Genomic DNA, 15712 nt, shown 5'->3' on the forward strand with positions numbered 1-15712 from the left:
AGCACCCACCCATGTCAGACGCCCTCTCCTCCCCAGCCGCTTCCGCGCCCGTCGCCGGGGGCGCCTCCGCCGGCCCGGTGTCCGTGATCGGTCTCGGCCGGATGGGCTCGGCGCTCGCCGGGGCCTTCCTCGCCGCCGGCCGCACGACGACCGTCTGGAACCGCACCCCGGCCAAGGCCGACGCCCTCGTGGAAGGCGGCGCGGTCCGGGCGGCTTCCGTCGCCGATGCGGTGGGCGCGAGCGCGCTCGTCGTGGTCTGCGTGCGTGACGCCGCCGCCGTCCGCGAACTGCTGGAGCCGGTGGCCGCGGACCTGGCCGGCCGCACCCTGCTGAACCTCACCTCCGGCTCGCCCGAGCAGGCCCGCGAGGACGCGGCATGGGCCGCCGGTCACGGCTGCGCCTATGTCGACGGGGCGGTGATGACCACGCCGCCCGGGGTCGGCGACCCGCGGAGCATGATCCTTTGCAGCGGTTCGGCCGCCGCGTTCGCGGAGCACCGGCAGACGATCGCGGTGCTGGGCGACCCCGTGGACCTCGGCGAGGACGCCGGGCTCGCCTCGCTCCACGACGCCGGACTGCTCGGACTGATGTGGTCGGTGTTCGCCGGCTGGCTGCACGCCACGGCTCTGGTCGGCGCCGACGGCGTCCCGGCACGGGCGTTCACGCCGCTGGCCGTCCGCTGGCTGGCCGGGGTGGGCGGCTTCATGGACACCTACGCACCGCAGATCGACGCGGGCAGCTACCCCGGTGACGACGCGACGGTCGACATCCAGCTCGCCGCCGTCCAGCACCTGCTGGAGGCATCCCGGGACCGGGGCGTCGACACGCGTCTGCCGGAACTGCACCGGGACCTGATGGCGAAGACGGTCGCGTCGTCACCGGGGTAGCTGCCCGCGTCGATCTGCGGTGCGTAGGTGTCCATGAAGCCGCCCACCCCGGCCAGCCAGCGGACGGCCAGCGGCGTGAACGCCCGTGCCGGGACGCCGTCGGCGCCGACCAGAGCCGTGGCGTGCAGCCAGCCGGCGAACACCGACCACATCGGTTGACGCTCGCCCCGCGGGCACGGGCAGGGACGGGGCCGTGGCTCAGCACGGTCGGCCGCTGCCCCGCGGGCCGGGGCGGAGTGGCCGCGGGGCAACTCCCGGACGTCGACGCCGCCGGACGTCGACGCCGCGCGGGGCGGGCGACCCCGGTACGGCGGGCCGGAGTCCGCCGCGGGCGGCCGGACGGCGCACGGCTGGTGCCGCGCCGCTCCGCCCCGCTGACCGCACCCGCGGGGCGGCGTCGACGTCCGGGAGTTGCCCCGCGGCCACTCCGCCCCGGCCCGCGGGGCAGCGGCCGACCGTGCTGAGCCACGGCCCCGTCCCTGCCCGTGCCCGCGGGGCGAGCGTCAACCGTCCGGGGCAGGCCCCGCGGCGACTCCGCCCGCGCCGGCGGGGCGAGGGCAGACCGCCGGGCCACCGGGCGACGGCCGACCGTGCTGCGTCACGTCCCCGTCCGCGCCCGCGGGGCGGCGTCGACCGTCCGGGAGTTGCCCCGCGACGACTCCGCCCGTGCCCGCGGGGTGGCAGGCGCGCGGAGCCGGCCCCGCGACGACTCCGTCCGGGGCCGCGGCGCGAGCGTCAACCGTCCGGGGCCGGCCCCCGCCACGACCCGTCTGCCGCCCGCAGGCCGAGCGTCCGGGTCCAGCCCGGCAACGGTTTCCGTCCGGGCGGTTGCCGGACCCCGCCACGACCCGTCTGCCGCCCGCAGGCCGAGCGTCCGCGTCCCGCCCGGCAACGGTCCCCGTCCGTGCCCGCGGGGCGGCGGCCGCCCGGGGGCCCCGGCCCCGCCACGGCGCCGTCCGTCGCCCGCAGGCCGAGCGTCCGGGTCCCGCCCGGCAACGGTCCCCGTCCGGGCGGGAGCCGGCCCCGCAACTACCCCGTCCGCGCCCGCAGGCCGAACGTCCGCGTCCCGCCCGGCAACGGTCCCCGTCCGCGCCCGCGGGGCAGCGGGCGCGCGGAGCCGGCCCCGCGGCGACTCCGCCCGTGCCCGCGGGGCGAGCGTCAACCGTCCGGCCCCGGCCCCCGCCACGACCCCGTCCGCCGCCCGCAGGGCGAGCCCGCCCGGCGGAAACCGGTTGCCCGGGGCGGGGGCGTTCGGCCAGCATCGCGTGGATGACTTCGCCATCCACCGCACCCGGCAGCACCGACGTCGACCGCCCCGTGGCCCTGGTGACCGGGGTGGGCCGCACCGCCGGGATCGGGGCCGGCGTCGCCGAGCGGCTCGCCGCGTCCGGCTGGGACGTCGCCTTCACCTACTGGACGCCCTACGACCGGCGCATGGCCTGGGGTGAGCAGCCCGGCGCGGCCGGCGGGATCACCGCGTCGCTGGAGCGGCACGGGGCGGCCGTGACGGCCGTCGAGGCCGACCTCGCCGACCCGGGGGCCCCCGCAACGGTCTTCGACGCGGCCGAGCGGCTGGGCCCGGTGACCGCCCTGGTGATGTGCCACTGCGAGTCCGTCGACTCCGGGCTGCTCGACACCACGGTCGAGAGCTTCGACCGCCACTTCGCCGTGAACGCCCGCGCCACCTGGTTGCTGGTGCGCGAGTACGGGCGGCGCTTCACCGGCGTCCACGGCACGGGGCGCCTGGTCGCCCTCACCAGCGACCACACCGCGGGCAACCTGCCCTACGGCGCCAGCAAGGGCGCGCTCGACCGCATCGTCCTGGCCGCGGCCCGGGAGCTGGCCCACCTCGGCGTCACCGCCAACGTGATCAACCCGGGCCCCGTCGACACCGGCTGGATGTCCGACGAGCTCCGGGAGGAGCTCCCCCGGCACACCCCGCTCGGCCGCCTCGGCACCCCCCGGGACACGGCCCACCTCGTCGACTTCCTGTGCTCGCCGCAGGGCCAGTGGGTCAACGGACAACTCCTGATGAGCAACGGCGGCCTCGCCTGACGGCCGGCCGCCCGCATGTCGGCCGCACCCGTGCCGCGCTCAGTGGCGAGGCCGGCCGGACCGGGCACGGCGTCCCTCCCGCACCGACCGGACGGTGAGGTTCCGGCGGCGCGACGCGCCCGCGAACCCGCGACGGCAGAACGCCCCCGCGACAGCACGACGGCCGCCGCCCGATCCGGGCGGCGGCCGTCGCCGTGTGTCCTTCGCGCGCCGGAGCGCGCAGGGCGGGCGTCAGAGGACGCGCACCGCACCGCTCGCCGGGTAGCCGGAGAGGTCCTGGATGACGACGCCCTTGCTGGAGTTGGCCGCGTCGAGGTACTGGCCGTTCCCGATGTAGACGCCGACGTGGTACGCCGAGCCGGCGCCGCCCCAGTAGAGGATGTCGCCGAGCTGGAGGTCGGAGGTGCCGACCTGGGTGCCGGCGACCGACTGGTCCTGGGAGACGCGCGGCAGGTCGATGCCGACCTGGCGGAACGCGGCCTGGACCAGGCTGGAGCAGTCCCACGCGTTGGGGCCCGATGCGCCCATCACATACGCGTCGCCCAGCTGGGCCTTGAGGAAGGCGATGACGGTGCCGGCGGAGCCGCTCGCGGGAGCGCTCGCCGCGGAGAGGGTGGTGCGCTCGGAGGTGCGGGAGGCGCGCTCCTGCGCCGCCGCCTCGGCGCGTGCCTTGGCCTCCGCCTTCTCCTTGGCCTCCGCCTCGCGGTCGGCCTCGGCCTTCGCCTGCTTGGCGGCCTTCTCGGCCTTGGCGGCGGCGGCCTCCTCCTGCGCCTGGAGCTCCAGGTCGAGGGCGATCTCCTGCGTGGCCGCGGCGGACTGCGCGACGTGGGCGGAGAGGTCCGCGGAGGTGAGGACGGGCATCTCGATGGTCTCGGTCACCGGCTCGGCGTTCGCCGGCCCGGCGGCACCTGCCACAGCGATGGTGCTGAGGAAGCCACCGGCAACTCCGGCGCGGATCGCGATTTTCGACGGGCCGCGGCGGGGCTTCCGGTGGCTGGGTATGTGAGCGGTGTGGGACATGAGTACAACCGCTATCAGGGCTTCCGGGTTCCCTTCAAGAAACGTGTGTTGCACCACAGTTACGACCGGAACCTGTGAATCCGCTCTGGATGGCCCTTTATTGACGCCGTAACGGGCGAATCGGGCATCCGTGATCACAGCTGTGATCATGTGGTTTCCATAAAAGGTCCGAATTGCCGGAGGCTTACCACCCCGGCCGACCGTTGGCCAAGCCCTCTTTTGTTGAAGTCTTGAGCGAGTGGCGCAGGTCACAGAAAGGTCAACGTCCGGGCGGCCGGGAGCTCGTGAACGCGTGCACGTGTCCACCGCCGTCCGGCCCGTCCCACGGTCGAGTGAGCGGCCGTCCCTTTATCACCCCACCGGCGTCCACTGCCAATTTGCTTGCATACGCCATCGCTTGATAGAGCGGCACCCCCTCCGACCAGCCATGACGGCCCCGGATGTCACGTCTGGTGATCATCCGTGAGCTTCGCGTACGAAGATCACCGCTCAGTGGGCTTCATGATCGTTCGTCGGGTGGTGGAGATCACAAACTCGATGACGAACCCCGTGTCGCAGATCACAGACCGACGGGCATAGGATGCGGGGCAGTCGGGCTTGTGAACTGCCTCACATGTAAGCGATCTTCGAGGCGGCGAACCGGTTGCCCGGTGCGGTCCAACGGTCAAGGACGACTGGAAGGAGCGAGGAGGGTGAATGCCTACGCGCCCATCCTTGTGCTCGGCGCCCTCGGGGCAGGGTTTGCGATCTTCTCCGTGGTCATGGCCACGCTTATCGGCCCAAAGCGCTACAACAGGGCGAAACTTGAAGCGTACGAGTGCGGCATCGAGCCGACGCCCGTCCCGGCCGGAGGCGGCCGCTTCCCGATCAAGTACTACCTGACGGCGATGCTCTTCATCATTTTCGATATCGAGATCGTCTTCCTCTATCCCTGGGCCGTCAGCTTCGACGCCCTGGGGATCTTCGGGCTCGTCGAGATGCTGCTCTTCGTGCTCACCGTCTTCGTCGCCTACGCGTATGTGTGGCGGCGCGGCGGCCTGGACTGGGACTAGAGGGGCGAAGGGGCACTCCCATGGGACTCGAAGAGAAACTGCCGAGCGGCTTTCTGCTGACCACCGTCGAGCAGGCCGCGGGCTGGGTGCGCAAGTCGTCCGTCTTCCCGGCGACCTTCGGCCTCGCCTGCTGCGCCATCGAGATGATGACGACCGGCGCCGGCCGGTACGACCTGGCCCGGTTCGGCATGGAGGTCTTCCGCGGCTCGCCGCGCCAGGCCGACCTGATGATCGTGGCCGGGCGGGTGAGCCAGAAGATGGCGCCCGTCCTGCGCCAGGTCTACGACCAGATGCCCAGCCCCAAGTGGGTGATCTCCATGGGTGTTTGCGCATCGTCGGGCGGAATGTTCAACAATTACGCGATTGTGCAGGGTGTTGATCACATTGTCCCCGTCGACATCTATCTGCCCGGCTGCCCGCCGCGCCCCGAGATGCTGATGGACGCGATTCTCAAGCTCCACCAGAAGATCCAGGGCTCGAAGCTCGGTGTGAACGCGGAGGAAGCGGCCCGCGAAGCGGAGGAGGCGGCCCTGAAGGCGCTCCCCACGATCGAGATGAAGGGGCTCCTGAGGTGAGCGACGCACGCGCGGCCGCCGGGCCGCAGCCGACGACGACAGCCGCACCTCTGCGCCGCGCGGGCGGAGAAGCGACCGGGGGGACACGATGACCGACGAGCCGAACCCGGAGAAGGAACTCTCCGGGCAGAACCTCCCCGGCCAGCGGGGCGACGGCGGCGAGGAGATCCGCGTCCAGCGCGGGATGTTCGGCGCCGGCGACGGAGGGGACACGTCCGGCTACGGAGGGCTCGTGCGCTCCGTGCGGCTGCCCGGAGCGGCGTCGCGTCCCTACGGCGGCTGGTTCGACGAGGTGGCCGACGAGCTGGAGGGCGCCCTGGAGGAGCAGGACCTCCTCCCGGAGAACGCCATCGAGAAGACGGTCGTCGACCGCGGCGAACTCACCTTCCACATCGCGCGCGAGCACCTGCCGACCGTCGCGCGCACGCTCCGCGACGACCCCGCGCTCCGCTTCGAGCTGTGCACCGGCGTCAGCGGCGTGCACTACCCCGAGGACAAGGGCCGCGAGCTGCACGCCGTGTACCACCTGCGCTCGCTCACCCACGGCCGGCTCGTCCGGCTGGAGGTCTCCGCGCCGGACGCCGACCCGCACGTCCCGTCGCTGGTGCCGGTGTACCCGACCAACGACTGGCACGAGCGCGAGACCTACGACTTCTTCGGGCTGGTCTTCGACGGACACCCGGCGCTGACGCGGATCATGATGCCGGACGACTGGCAGGGCTTCCCGCAGCGCAAGGACTATCCGCTCGGCGGCATCGCGGTCGAGTACAAGGGCGCCCAGATCCCGGCTCCGGACCAGCGGAGGTCGTACTCGTGACATCCCTTCCGTCTGCCGACCACCGCCCCTCAACGACTCCCTCCGGGAGGCTGTGATGACCACCGCAAGCGCGCGCGACACCACCGAGGGGCCGGTCTACACGGTCACCGGCGGCGACTGGGACGAGGTCGTCCGGTCCGCGGCCAAGGCCGACGACGAGCGCATCGTCGTCAACATGGGGCCGCAGCACCCCTCCACCCACGGCGTGCTCCGCCTGATCCTGGAGATCGACGGCGAGACCGTCACCGAGGCCCGCTGCGGCATCGGCTACCTGCACACCGGCATCGAGAAGAACCTCGAGTACCGGACCTGGACGCAGGGCACCACGTTCGTGACGCGCATGGACTACCTGACGCCGTTCTTCAACGAGACGGCGTACTGCATGGGCGTGGAGCGGCTGCTCGGCATCGAGGACCAGGTCCCGGACCGGGCGAACATCATCCGCGTCCTGCTGATGGAGCTCAACCGGCTCTCCTCGCACCTGGTGTGCATCGCCACCGGCGGCATGGAGCTCGGTGCCACCACGATCATGATCTACGGATTCCGTGATCGTGAACTCATTCTCGACATCTACGAGCTGATCACCGGACTGCGCATGAACCACGCGTACATCCGGCCCGGCGGCCTCGCCCAGGACCTTCCCCCGGGCGCCGTCGACCAGCTGCGCGAGTTCGTGAAGACCATGAAGAAGAACCTGCCGGAGTACGACAAGCTCGCCACCGGCAACCCGATCTTCAAGGCCCGTATGCAGGACATCGGGTACCTCGACCTCACCGGCTGCATGGCGCTCGGCGCCACCGGGCCGATCCTGCGCTCCGCGGGCCTCCCGCACGACCTGCGCAAGACCGACCCGTACTGCGGCTACGAGACCTACGACTTCGAGGTCCCGACCGCCGACACCTGCGACGCCTACGGCCGCTTCCTCGTCCGCCTTGAGGAGATGCGCCAGTCGCTGCGGATCGTGGAGCAGTGCCTGGACCGGCTGGAGCCGGGGCCGGTCATGGTCGCCGACAAGAAGATCGCCTGGCCCGCGCAGCTCGCGCTCGGCCCCGACGGTCTCGGCAACTCCCTGGACCACATCAAGAAGATCATGGGCACGTCCATGGAGGCCCTGATCCACCACTTCAAGCTGGTGACCGAGGGCTTCCGGGTCCCGGCCGGGCAGGCCTACGCCGCGGTCGAGTCGCCCAAGGGCGAACTCGGCGTCCATGTCGTCTCCGACGGCGGCACCCGCCCCTACCGGGTCCACTTCCGTGATCCGTCGTTCACCAATCTCCAGGCCATGGCGGCCATGTGCGAAGGCGGCCAGGTCGCCGACGTGATCGTGGCCGTCGCGTCCATCGACCCCGTGATGGGAGGCGTCGACCGATGACGGACGTATCGCTGGGCATGCCCGCACTGCCCGCACCCGACTACCCGGCCGACGTACGGGCCCGGCTGGAGGCGGACGGTCGGGAGATCATCGCCCGCTATCCCGGTTCGCGCTCCGCACTGCTGCCGCTGCTGCACCTGGTGCAGTCGGAGGAGGGCCACGTCTCCCGCACCGGCATGCGGTTCTGCGCCGAGCTGCTCGGCCTGACGACGGCCGAGGTCACCGCCGTCGCCACCTTCTACTCCATGTACCGGCGCAAGCCCTCGGGCGACTACCAGGTCGGCGTCTGCACCAACACGCTCTGCGCGGTCATGGGCGGCGACGCCATCTTCGAGGAGCTCAAGGAGCACCTCGGCGTCGGCAACAACGAGACCACCGAGGACGGCAAGGTCACGCTGGAGCACATCGAGTGCAACGCGGCGTGCGACTTCGCCCCCGTGGTGATGGTCAACTGGGAGTTCTTCGACAACCAGACGCCCGAGTCGGCGAAGAAGCTCGTCGACGACATCCGCGCCGGCGAGCAGGTCAGCCCCACCCGCGGCGCCCCGCTGTGCAGCTACAAGGAGACGGCCCGCATCCTGGCCGGCTTCCCCGACGAGCGCCCGGGGGCCGTCGAGGCCACCGGCGGCGCGGGGCCGGCCTCGCTGATCGGGTTGCGCCTGGCCAAGGGCGAAGGGGTCCCGGCACGCGTGGTCCATCCCCGCGGCGAGGTGCCCCGCGAGCGGCCCCAGCCCGGCTCCGAGCACCTGTCCTCGCACGACGCACCGCAGCAGACCTCGGCATCCGACCCGGAGCACCCGGCCGGACCCGTCGGCGAGGAGGGGGAGTGATGACCGTGTCCACCGAATACGGGGGCAGGCCGGAGGCAGGCGGAGACGCGAGCCCGGAGAAGCTGCTCGCCCCCGTGCTCTCGGCCTTCTGGGACGAGCCGGAGTCCTGGACGCTGGAGACGTACCGCAGGCACGAGGGCTACGAGGGCCTGCGCAAGGCACTCGCGATGACGCCCGACGACCTGATCGCCTACGTCAAGGACTCGGGCCTGCGCGGCCGCGGCGGCGCGGGCTTCCCCACCGGGATGAAGTGGCAGTTCATCCCGCAGGGCGACGGCAAGCCCCATTACCTGGTCGTCAACGCGGACGAGTCCGAGCCCGGGACCTGCAAGGACATCCCGCTGCTCTTCGCCAATCCGCACTCGCTCATCGAGGGGATCGTGATCGCCTGCTACGCGATCCGCTCGAACCACGCCTTCATCTATCTGCGCGGCGAGGTCGTGCCCGTGCTGCGCAGGCTGCACGAGGCCGTGCGTGAGGCGTACGAGGCCGGATACCTCGGCACCGACATCCTCGGCAGCGGACTCGACCTCGAACTCACCGTGCACGCGGGCGCGGGCGCGTACATCTGCGGCGAGGAGACCGCACTCCTCGACTCGCTGGAGGGACGCCGCGGCCAGCCCCGGCTGCGGCCGCCCTTCCCCGCGGTCGCGGGCCTGTACGCGTGCCCCACCGTGGTGAACAACGTCGAGTCCATCGCCTCGGTTCCCGCGATCCTCAACAAGGGCAAGGACTGGTTCAAGGCGATGGGCAGCGAGAAGTCCCCGGGCTTCACGCTGTACTCGCTCAGCGGCCATGTCGCGAGCCCCGGCCAGTACGAGGCCCCGCTCGGCATCACGCTGCGCCAGCTGCTCGACATGAGCGGCGGCATGCGGCCCGGCCACCGCCTCAAGTTCTGGACGCCCGGCGGCTCGTCGACCCCGATGTTCACCGACGAGCACCTCGACGTCCCGCTCGACTACGAGGGCGTGGGCGCGGCCGGCTCGATGCTCGGCACCAAGGCGCTCCAGTGCTTCGACGAGACGACCTGCGTGGTGCGGGCCGTCACCCGGTGGACCGAGTTCTACGCCCACGAGTCCTGCGGCAAGTGCACCCCGTGCCGCGAGGGCACCTACTGGCTCGTCCAGCTGCTCCGCGACATCGAGGCGGGCAAGGGCGTGATGACGGACCTCGACAAGCTGAACGACATCGCCGACAACATCAACGGCAAGTCGTTCTGCGCCCTCGGCGACGGCGCCGCCTCGCCCATCTTCTCCTCGCTGAAGTACTTCCGCGACGAGTACGAGCAGCACATCACGGGCAAGGGCTGCCCCTTCGACCCGGCGAAGTCCACGGCCTGGGCCGACCGACACACCACGGAGGTGTCCGCATGAGTCCGGCGCACGCGCCCCGCACCGGCCGCGGCCCCGCGGCGGGCCGCCGCACCACGACGACCGCCCTGCGCAGCGGGGAGGTGCGGGCATGACCGTCACCACGTCCGGATCCGCCGCCGCCGGCGGCGGAGCGGCGGTACCGCCCGAGGACCTCGTCACCCTGACCATCGACGGCGCCGAGATCTCCGTCCCCAAGGGGACGCTGGTCATCCGCGCCGCCGAGCAGCTCGGCATCGAGATCCCGCGCTTCTGCGACCACCCGCTGCTCGACCCGGCCGGCGCCTGCCGCCAGTGCATCGTCGAGGTGGAGGGCCAGCGCAAGCCGATGGCCTCCTGCACCATCACCTGCACCGACGGCATGGTCGTCCGCTCCCAGCTCACCTCGCCGGTCGCCGAGAAGGCGCAGCAGGGCGTGATGGAGCTGCTGCTCATCAACCACCCGCTGGACTGTCCGGTCTGCGACAAGGGCGGCGAGTGCCCCCTGCAGAACCAGGCCGTCTCGCACGGCCAGGCGGACTCCCGCTTCGAGGGGAAGAAGCGCACCTACGAGAAGCCGGTCCCCATCTCCACCCAGGTGCTGCTGGACCGCGAGCGCTGTGTGCTGTGCGCGCGCTGCACCCGTTTCTCCAACCAGATCGCGGGCGACCCGATGATCGAGCTGGTCGAGCGCGGCGCGCTCCAGCAGGTCGGCACCGGCGAGGGCGACCCGTTCGCGTCCTACTTCTCCGGCAACACCATCCAGATCTGCCCGGTCGGCGCGCTCACCTCGGCGGCCTACCGGTTCCGCTCCCGCCCCTTCGACCTGGTCTCCAGCCCGTCGGTGTGCGAGCACTGCTCCGGCGGATGCGCGAGCCGCACCGACCACCGGCGCGGCAAGGTCATGCGCCGCCTCGCGGCCGAGGACCCGGAGGTCAACGAGGAGTGGATGTGCGACAAGGGGCGCTTCGGCTTCCGCTACGCCCAGCAGCGCGACCGCCTCACCACCCCCCTGGTCCGCAATGACGAGGGCGTCCTCGAACCGGCGAGCTGGCCCGAGGCGCTCGCCGCGGCGGCCGGGGGACTCCGCGCGGCGCGCGGCCGTGCCGGTGTGCTCACCGGCGGCCGGCTGACCGTCGAGGACTCCTACGCGTACGCCAAGTTCGCCCGGGTCGCCCTGGACACCAACGACATCGACTTCCGGGCCCGCGCCCACTCCGCGGAGGAGGCCGACTTCCTGGCCGCCGCCGTGGCGGGCCGCGGACGGGACCTCGACGGCGGGGGTGTCACCTACACCGCGCTGGAGCAGGCCCCGGCCGTGCTGCTGGCCGGTTTCGAGTCGGAGGAGGAGGCCCCCGGGGTCTTCCTGCGGCTGCGCAAGGCCCACCGCAAGCACGGCCAGCGCACCTTCTCCCTCGCCACCCACGCCACCCGAGGCCTCGCCAAGGCCGGCGGCACGCTGCTGCCCGCCGCGCCCGGCACCGAGACCGAGTGGCTGGACGCCCTCGCCTCGGGCACCGGGCTCGACGAGGACGGCGCCCGGGCCGCCGAGGCGCTGCGCGCCGACGGTGCGGTGATCGTCGTCGGCGAACGGCTGGCCGCCGTCCCCGGCGGACTCACCGCCGCCCTGCGCACCGCCGCCGCCACCGGCGCCCGGCTGGTGTGGATCCCGCGCCGGGCCGGCGACCGGGGCGCCGTCGAGGCGGGCGCGCTGCCGTCGCTGCTGCCGGGCGGCCGCCCGGCGACCGACCCGCGGGCCCGTGAGCAGACCGCCGAGGTCTGGCGGGTGCGCGAACTGCCGCTGCGCTACGGGCGCGACACCGGCCAGATCGTCGAGGCCGCGGCCACCGGCGAACTGGGTGCGCTGGTCGTCGCCGGTGTCGAGGTCGCCGACCTGCCGGACGTGGCCCGTGCGCGGGAGGCGCTGGACGCCGTCGGCTTCCTGGTCTCGCTGGAGCTGAGGCCGAGCGAGGTCACCGAGCGGGCGGACGTGGTCTTCCCGGTCGCGGCCGTCGCCGAGAAGGCGGGCACCTTCCTCAACTGGGAGGGCAGGGTGCGGATGTTCGAGGCCGCGCTCAAGCCGGAGCAGATGACGCGGCGGCTCGCCCCGACGGACGCCCGGGTGCTGCACATGCTCGCCGACGCCCTCGACGTCCACTTCGCACTCCCGGACCTGAAGGCCGTGCGCGCCGAACTGGACCGGCTGGGCCGCTGGGACGGTCCCCGTGCCGGGGACCCGGCCGAGGCGTCCCGGCCGCTGCCGCGGGCGGGCGAGGGCGAGGCGGTCCTCGCCGGGCACCGGCTCCTGCTCGACCAGGGGCTCCTCCAGCAGGGCGACGAGGCGCTGGCCGGCACCCGGCACGCCGCCGTCGCGCGGCTGTCGCCGGCGACGGCCGCGGAGACCGGCGTGAAGGACGGCGACGCGCTGGAGGTCTCGGGCCCGGCCGGCTCCGTCCGGCTGCCGCTCCAGGTCACCGAGATGCCCGACCGGGTGGTGTGGCTGCCGATGAACTCCGTGGGCGGCGGCGTCGGTGCCGACACCGGTGCCCGGCCCGGCGAACTGGTCCGTATCGCTGCCGTCACCGGCGCGACCGAGGTGACGGAGGTGGAGGCGTGAGCGCAATGACCGTCCTGGCCCTCGAGGACCTGTCGATGTTCGGCCGGGACCCGTGGTGGCTCGTCGTCATCAAGGCGGTGTTCTGCTTCGCGTTCCTGATGATCACCGTGCTGTTCTCCATCGTGTGGGAGCGCAAGGTCGTCGCCTGGATGCAGCTGCGCATCGGCCCCAACCGGCACGGCCCCTGGGGCATGCTCCAGTCGCTCGCCGACGGCATCAAGCTGATGCTCAAGGAAGACGTCGTCGTCAAGCGGGCCGACAAGGTCGTCTACATCCTCGCGCCGATCGTCGCCGCCGTCCCGGCGTTCATGGCGATCGCCGTGATCCCGTTCGGCCCGGCCGGCAACGAGGTGTCGATCCTCGGCCACCGCACCACGATGCAGCTGACCGACCTGCCGATCGCGATGCTCTACATCCTCGCGGTCGCCTCCGTCGGCATCTACGGCATCGTGCTCGCCGGATGGTCGTCCGGCTCGACGTACCCGCTGCTCGGCGGTCTGCGCTCGTGCGCGCAGATGATCTCCTACGAGATCGCCATGGGCGCGGCGTTCGCCTCGGTCTTCCTCTACTCCGGGTCCATGTCGACCTCGGCGATCGTGGAGGCGCAGGCGGACCGCTGGTACATCCTGCTGCTGCCGGTGTCGTTCATCATCTACGTCGTCACCATGGTCGGCGAGACCAACCGGGCGCCGTTCGACATGCCGGAGTCCGAGGGCGACCTCGTCGGCGGCTTCAACACCGAGTACAGCTCGATCAAGTTCGCGATGTTCATGCTGGCCGAGTACGTCAACATGGTCACCGTCTCCGCCGTCTCGGTCACCCTCTTCCTGGGCGGCTGGCGCGCCCCGTACCCGATCTCCACCTTCTGGGAGGGCGCGAACCACGGCTGGTGGCCGATGCTCTGGTTCGTCCTCAAGGTGCAGTTGCTGCTCTTCTTCTTCATCTGGCTGCGCGGCACCCTGCCGCGTGTCCGCTACGACCAGCTGATGAAGCTCGGCTGGAAGGTCCTGATCCCGGTCTCCGTGGTCTGGCTGATGCTCGTCGCGACCGTGAGGGCGCTGCGGAACGAGAACTACGACTTCCAGCAGATCGTGCTCTACGTCGCGGGGGCCGTGATCGCGGTGCTCCTGCTGTCCTTCGTGGCCGACATCTTCCGCGGGCGCAAGGACAAGGAGGCCGAGGCGGCGAAGACCGCGCCCGGTCCGTTCGACCCGATGGCCGGCGGGTTCCCCGTACCGCCGCTGCCAGGGCAGGAGCTGCCGCCGGTGCCGCGCAGGCGCCCGCGGCGGGACCGCGAACTGATCTCCAGTGGCGGACCCGGTACGGACAGTGATGGTCCTCAGGACGGAAAGGAGGCCGACGGTGTCTGAGGGTTCCGAGAGCTCGTTCCAGAATCCGGTCGCCGGCTTCGGCGTGACCTTCAAGGCCATGTTCAAGAAGCGGCTGACCGAGCAGTACCCGGAGCAGCCGAAGGTCACGGCGCCGCGCTTCCACGGCCGGCACCAGCTCAACCGCCACCCCGACGGGCTGGAGAAGTGCGTCGGCTGCGAGCTGTGCGCCTGGGCCTGCCCGGCCGACGCGATCTACGTCGAGGGCGCGGACAACACCGACGAGGAGCGCTACTCCCCGGGTGAGCGGTACGGCCGCGTCTACCAGATCAACTACGCCCGCTGCATCCTGTGCGGACTGTGCATCGAGGCGTGCCCCACCCGGGCGCTCACGATGACCAACGAGTTCGAGCTGGCCGACAGCAGCCGCGAGAACCTCATCTACACCAAGGAGCAGCTGCTCGCCGGTCTGGACGAGGGCATGGTCGACTCGCCGCACGCGATCTTCCCGGGCACGGACGAGCAGGACTACTACCGGGGCCTGGTCACGGAGGCCGCCCCGGGCACGGTCCGGCAGACCGCGGCGTCCCGGGGCGAGCAGGTCCAGGAGGGCGAGTCCACGTTCGGCGAGGACGAGCCCGCGTCGGGGAAGGTGATCGGCGCATGAACGTGCTCGCCGCCTCCGCCACCTCCACCGGCGAGGCCGTCCAGTTCTGGGTCCTCGGCACGGTCGCCGTCATCGGCGCCCTGTGCACGATCCTGATGCGGCGGGCGGTGCACAGCGCGCTGTGTCTCGCCGGGACCATGATCATCCTCGCGGTGTTCTACCTCGCCAACGGCGCCTACTTCCTCGGCATCGTGCAGATCGTCGTCTACACCGGCGCGATCATGATGCTGTTCCTCTTCGTGGTCATGCTGGTCGGCGTCACCGCCGCCGACTCGCTCCAGGAGACGATCAAGGGGCAGCGCTGGCTGGCCGCCCTGTGCGGGCTCGGCTTCGGCATCCTCCTGATCGCCGGCATCGCCAACGCCTCCCTGAAGAACTTCAACGGTCTGGGCGCGGCCAACTCCGCCCGCGGCGGCAACGTCGAGGGTCTGGCCGCCCTGATCTTCACCAAGTACGTCTTCGCGTTCGAGATCACCGGCGCGCTGCTGATCACGGCCGCCGTCGGCGCGATGGTCCTCACCCACCGCGAACGCACCGAGCGGGCCCGCACCCAGCGCGAGCTCTCGGAGGAGCGCGTGCGCGAGGGCAGGCACCTGCCGCCGCTGCCCGCCCCCGGCGTCTACGCCCGGCACAACGCGGTGGACATCGCGGGCCTGCTGCCCGACGGCACCCCGTCCGAGCTCACGGTCAACCGCACCCTGCGCGACCGCGGCCAGATCCGCGACGTGTCGCGCGAGGCGCTGGACGACCTCAAGGCCCTGGAACAGCGCTCCGAGGAGCGGCTCGGACGCGACACGGACGGGCACGACCGGGACGGACAGGAGGTCACGCGGTGAATCCGGTCAACTATCTGTATCTCGCCGCGCTGTTGTTCACCATCGGTGCCGCCGGTGTGCTGATCCGGCGGAACGCGATCGTGGTCTTCATGTGCATCGAGCTGATGCTCAACGCGTGCAATCTCGCGTTCGTCGGCTTCTCTCGGATGCACGGCAACCTCGACGGCCAGATCATCGCGTTCTTCACGATGGTCGTCGCGGCGGCGGAGGTCGTGGTCGGACTCGCGATCATCGTGTCGCTGTTCCGCTCCCGCCACTCGGCCTCGGTCGACGACGCCAGCCTGATGAAGCTGTAAGGGGACGGGAC

General features: G+C 71.8%; 14 protein-coding genes and 1 pseudogene. 13 read left to right on the forward strand and 2 right to left on the reverse strand.

Annotated elements, in window-relative coordinates; translation table 11 throughout:
* Positions 1-11 precede the first annotated feature (11 nt).
* Entirely contained in the window at positions 12-887 is an 876-nt protein-coding gene (locus EAO77_RS09615; RefSeq protein ID WP_147987604.1) for an NAD(P)-dependent oxidoreductase, read from the forward strand.
* Between the two features lie 35 nt (positions 888-922).
* Here the strand turns inward: EAO77_RS09615 and EAO77_RS39870 are convergent.
* Positions 923-1039: pseudogene (locus EAO77_RS39870) on the reverse strand (NAD(P)-dependent oxidoreductase); the annotation flags it as partial.
* A gap of 1117 nt (positions 1040-2156) precedes the next feature.
* Here EAO77_RS39870 and EAO77_RS09625 point away from each other — a divergent pair.
* Positions 2157-2942: an SDR family oxidoreductase gene (locus EAO77_RS09625; RefSeq protein ID WP_147987605.1), complete on the forward strand. Its 786-nt coding sequence runs from the start codon at positions 2157-2159 to the stop codon at positions 2940-2942.
* A 231-nt stretch (positions 2943-3173) separates the two neighbouring features.
* Here the strand turns inward: EAO77_RS09625 and EAO77_RS09630 are convergent, their stop codons facing one another.
* A complete protein-coding gene (locus EAO77_RS09630) occupies positions 3174-3962 on the reverse strand; it encodes a C40 family peptidase (protein ID WP_147987606.1) in 789 nt (262 codons plus the stop codon).
* Positions 3963-4654: 692 nt separating this feature from the next.
* Between EAO77_RS09630 and EAO77_RS09635 the strand changes: the two genes are divergently transcribed.
* The 11 genes from EAO77_RS09635 (at position 4655) to nuoK (ending at position 15701) form a co-directional block, all read left to right on the forward strand.
* The gene (locus EAO77_RS09635) at positions 4655-5014 is read left to right on the forward strand and encodes an NADH-quinone oxidoreductase subunit A (protein ID WP_147987607.1); all 360 of its coding nucleotides are present in this window, start codon (positions 4655-4657) and stop codon (positions 5012-5014) included.
* Positions 5015-5034: 20 nt separating this feature from the next.
* The gene (locus EAO77_RS09640) at positions 5035-5589 is read left to right on the forward strand and encodes a NuoB/complex I 20 kDa subunit family protein (RefSeq protein ID WP_030742049.1); all 555 of its coding nucleotides are present in this window, start codon (positions 5035-5037) and stop codon (positions 5587-5589) included.
* Between the two features lie 88 nt (positions 5590-5677).
* Positions 5678-6406 (forward strand): NADH-quinone oxidoreductase subunit C, encoded by a 729-nt coding sequence (locus EAO77_RS09645; protein WP_147987608.1) that lies wholly within the window; start codon positions 5678-5680, stop codon positions 6404-6406.
* A 55-nt stretch (positions 6407-6461) separates the two neighbouring features.
* On the forward strand, positions 6462-7778 hold the full coding sequence (locus tag EAO77_RS09650) for an NADH-quinone oxidoreductase subunit D (protein WP_147987609.1): 1317 nt from the start codon (positions 6462-6464) through the stop codon (positions 7776-7778).
* Positions 7775-8608, forward strand: coding sequence for an NADH-quinone oxidoreductase subunit NuoE (nuoE, locus tag EAO77_RS09655; protein ID WP_147987610.1), 834 nt, complete (start codon positions 7775-7777; stop codon positions 8606-8608). The genes EAO77_RS09650 and nuoE overlap by 4 nt, the downstream gene beginning before the upstream one ends.
* Positions 8608-9981 (forward strand): NADH-quinone oxidoreductase subunit NuoF, encoded by a 1374-nt coding sequence (nuoF, locus tag EAO77_RS09660; protein ID WP_147987611.1) that lies wholly within the window; start codon positions 8608-8610, stop codon positions 9979-9981. Before nuoE ends, nuoF begins: the two co-directional genes overlap by 1 nt.
* A gap of 88 nt (positions 9982-10069) precedes the next feature.
* Positions 10070-12574, forward strand: coding sequence for an NADH-quinone oxidoreductase subunit G (locus EAO77_RS09665; RefSeq protein ID WP_147987612.1), 2505 nt, complete (start codon positions 10070-10072; stop codon positions 12572-12574).
* 5 nt (positions 12575-12579) lie between these two features.
* Positions 12580-13944, forward strand: coding sequence for an NADH-quinone oxidoreductase subunit NuoH (nuoH, locus tag EAO77_RS09670; protein ID WP_147989052.1), 1365 nt, complete (start codon positions 12580-12582; stop codon positions 13942-13944).
* Positions 13907-14569, forward strand: a complete 663-nt coding sequence (gene nuoI / locus EAO77_RS09675) for an NADH-quinone oxidoreductase subunit NuoI (RefSeq protein ID WP_147987613.1) — start codon at positions 13907-13909, stop codon at positions 14567-14569. Before nuoH ends, nuoI begins: the two co-directional genes overlap by 38 nt.
* Complete coding sequence (locus EAO77_RS09680) at positions 14566-15405, forward strand: NADH-quinone oxidoreductase subunit J (RefSeq protein WP_147987614.1); 840 nt, start codon at positions 14566-14568, stop codon at positions 15403-15405. The genes nuoI and EAO77_RS09680 overlap by 4 nt, the downstream gene beginning before the upstream one ends.
* Positions 15402-15701, forward strand: coding sequence for an NADH-quinone oxidoreductase subunit NuoK (nuoK, locus tag EAO77_RS09685; RefSeq protein ID WP_147987615.1), 300 nt, complete (start codon positions 15402-15404; stop codon positions 15699-15701). The genes EAO77_RS09680 and nuoK overlap by 4 nt, the downstream gene beginning before the upstream one ends.
* Positions 15702-15712 lie beyond the last annotated feature (11 nt).

Origin of the sequence: Streptomyces sp. T39, assembly GCF_008042045.1 — a bacterium.
GTDB lineage: Bacteria > Actinomycetota > Actinomycetes > Streptomycetales > Streptomycetaceae > Streptomyces.

What these genes read in the sequence shown, in the direction of transcription:
- EAO77_RS09615 (WP_147987604.1), top strand. Translation starts at nt 12, where the DNA reads ATGTCAGACGCCCTCTCCTCCCCAGCCGCTTCCGCGCCCGTCGCCGGG.
- EAO77_RS09625 (WP_147987605.1), top strand. Translation starts at nt 2,157, where the DNA reads ATGACTTCGCCATCCACCGCACCCGGCAGCACCGACGTCGACCGCCCC.
- EAO77_RS09630 (WP_147987606.1), bottom strand. Translation starts at nt 3,962, where the DNA reads ATGTCCCACACCGCTCACATACCCAGCCACCGGAAGCCCCGCCGCGGC.
- EAO77_RS09640 (WP_030742049.1), top strand. Translation starts at nt 5,035, where the DNA reads ATGGGACTCGAAGAGAAACTGCCGAGCGGCTTTCTGCTGACCACCGTC.
- EAO77_RS09645 (WP_147987608.1), top strand. Translation starts at nt 5,678, where the DNA reads ATGACCGACGAGCCGAACCCGGAGAAGGAACTCTCCGGGCAGAACCTC.
- EAO77_RS09650 (WP_147987609.1), top strand. Translation starts at nt 6,462, where the DNA reads ATGACCACCGCAAGCGCGCGCGACACCACCGAGGGGCCGGTCTACACG.
- nuoE (WP_147987610.1), top strand. Translation starts at nt 7,775, where the DNA reads ATGACGGACGTATCGCTGGGCATGCCCGCACTGCCCGCACCCGACTAC.
- nuoF (WP_147987611.1), top strand. Translation starts at nt 8,608, where the DNA reads ATGACCGTGTCCACCGAATACGGGGGCAGGCCGGAGGCAGGCGGAGAC.
- EAO77_RS09665 (WP_147987612.1), top strand. Translation starts at nt 10,070, where the DNA reads ATGACCGTCACCACGTCCGGATCCGCCGCCGCCGGCGGCGGAGCGGCG.
- nuoH (WP_147989052.1), top strand. Translation starts at nt 12,580, where the DNA reads ATGACCGTCCTGGCCCTCGAGGACCTGTCGATGTTCGGCCGGGACCCG.
- nuoI (WP_147987613.1), top strand. Translation starts at nt 13,907, where the DNA reads ATGGTCCTCAGGACGGAAAGGAGGCCGACGGTGTCTGAGGGTTCCGAG.
- EAO77_RS09680 (WP_147987614.1), top strand. Translation starts at nt 14,566, where the DNA reads ATGAACGTGCTCGCCGCCTCCGCCACCTCCACCGGCGAGGCCGTCCAG.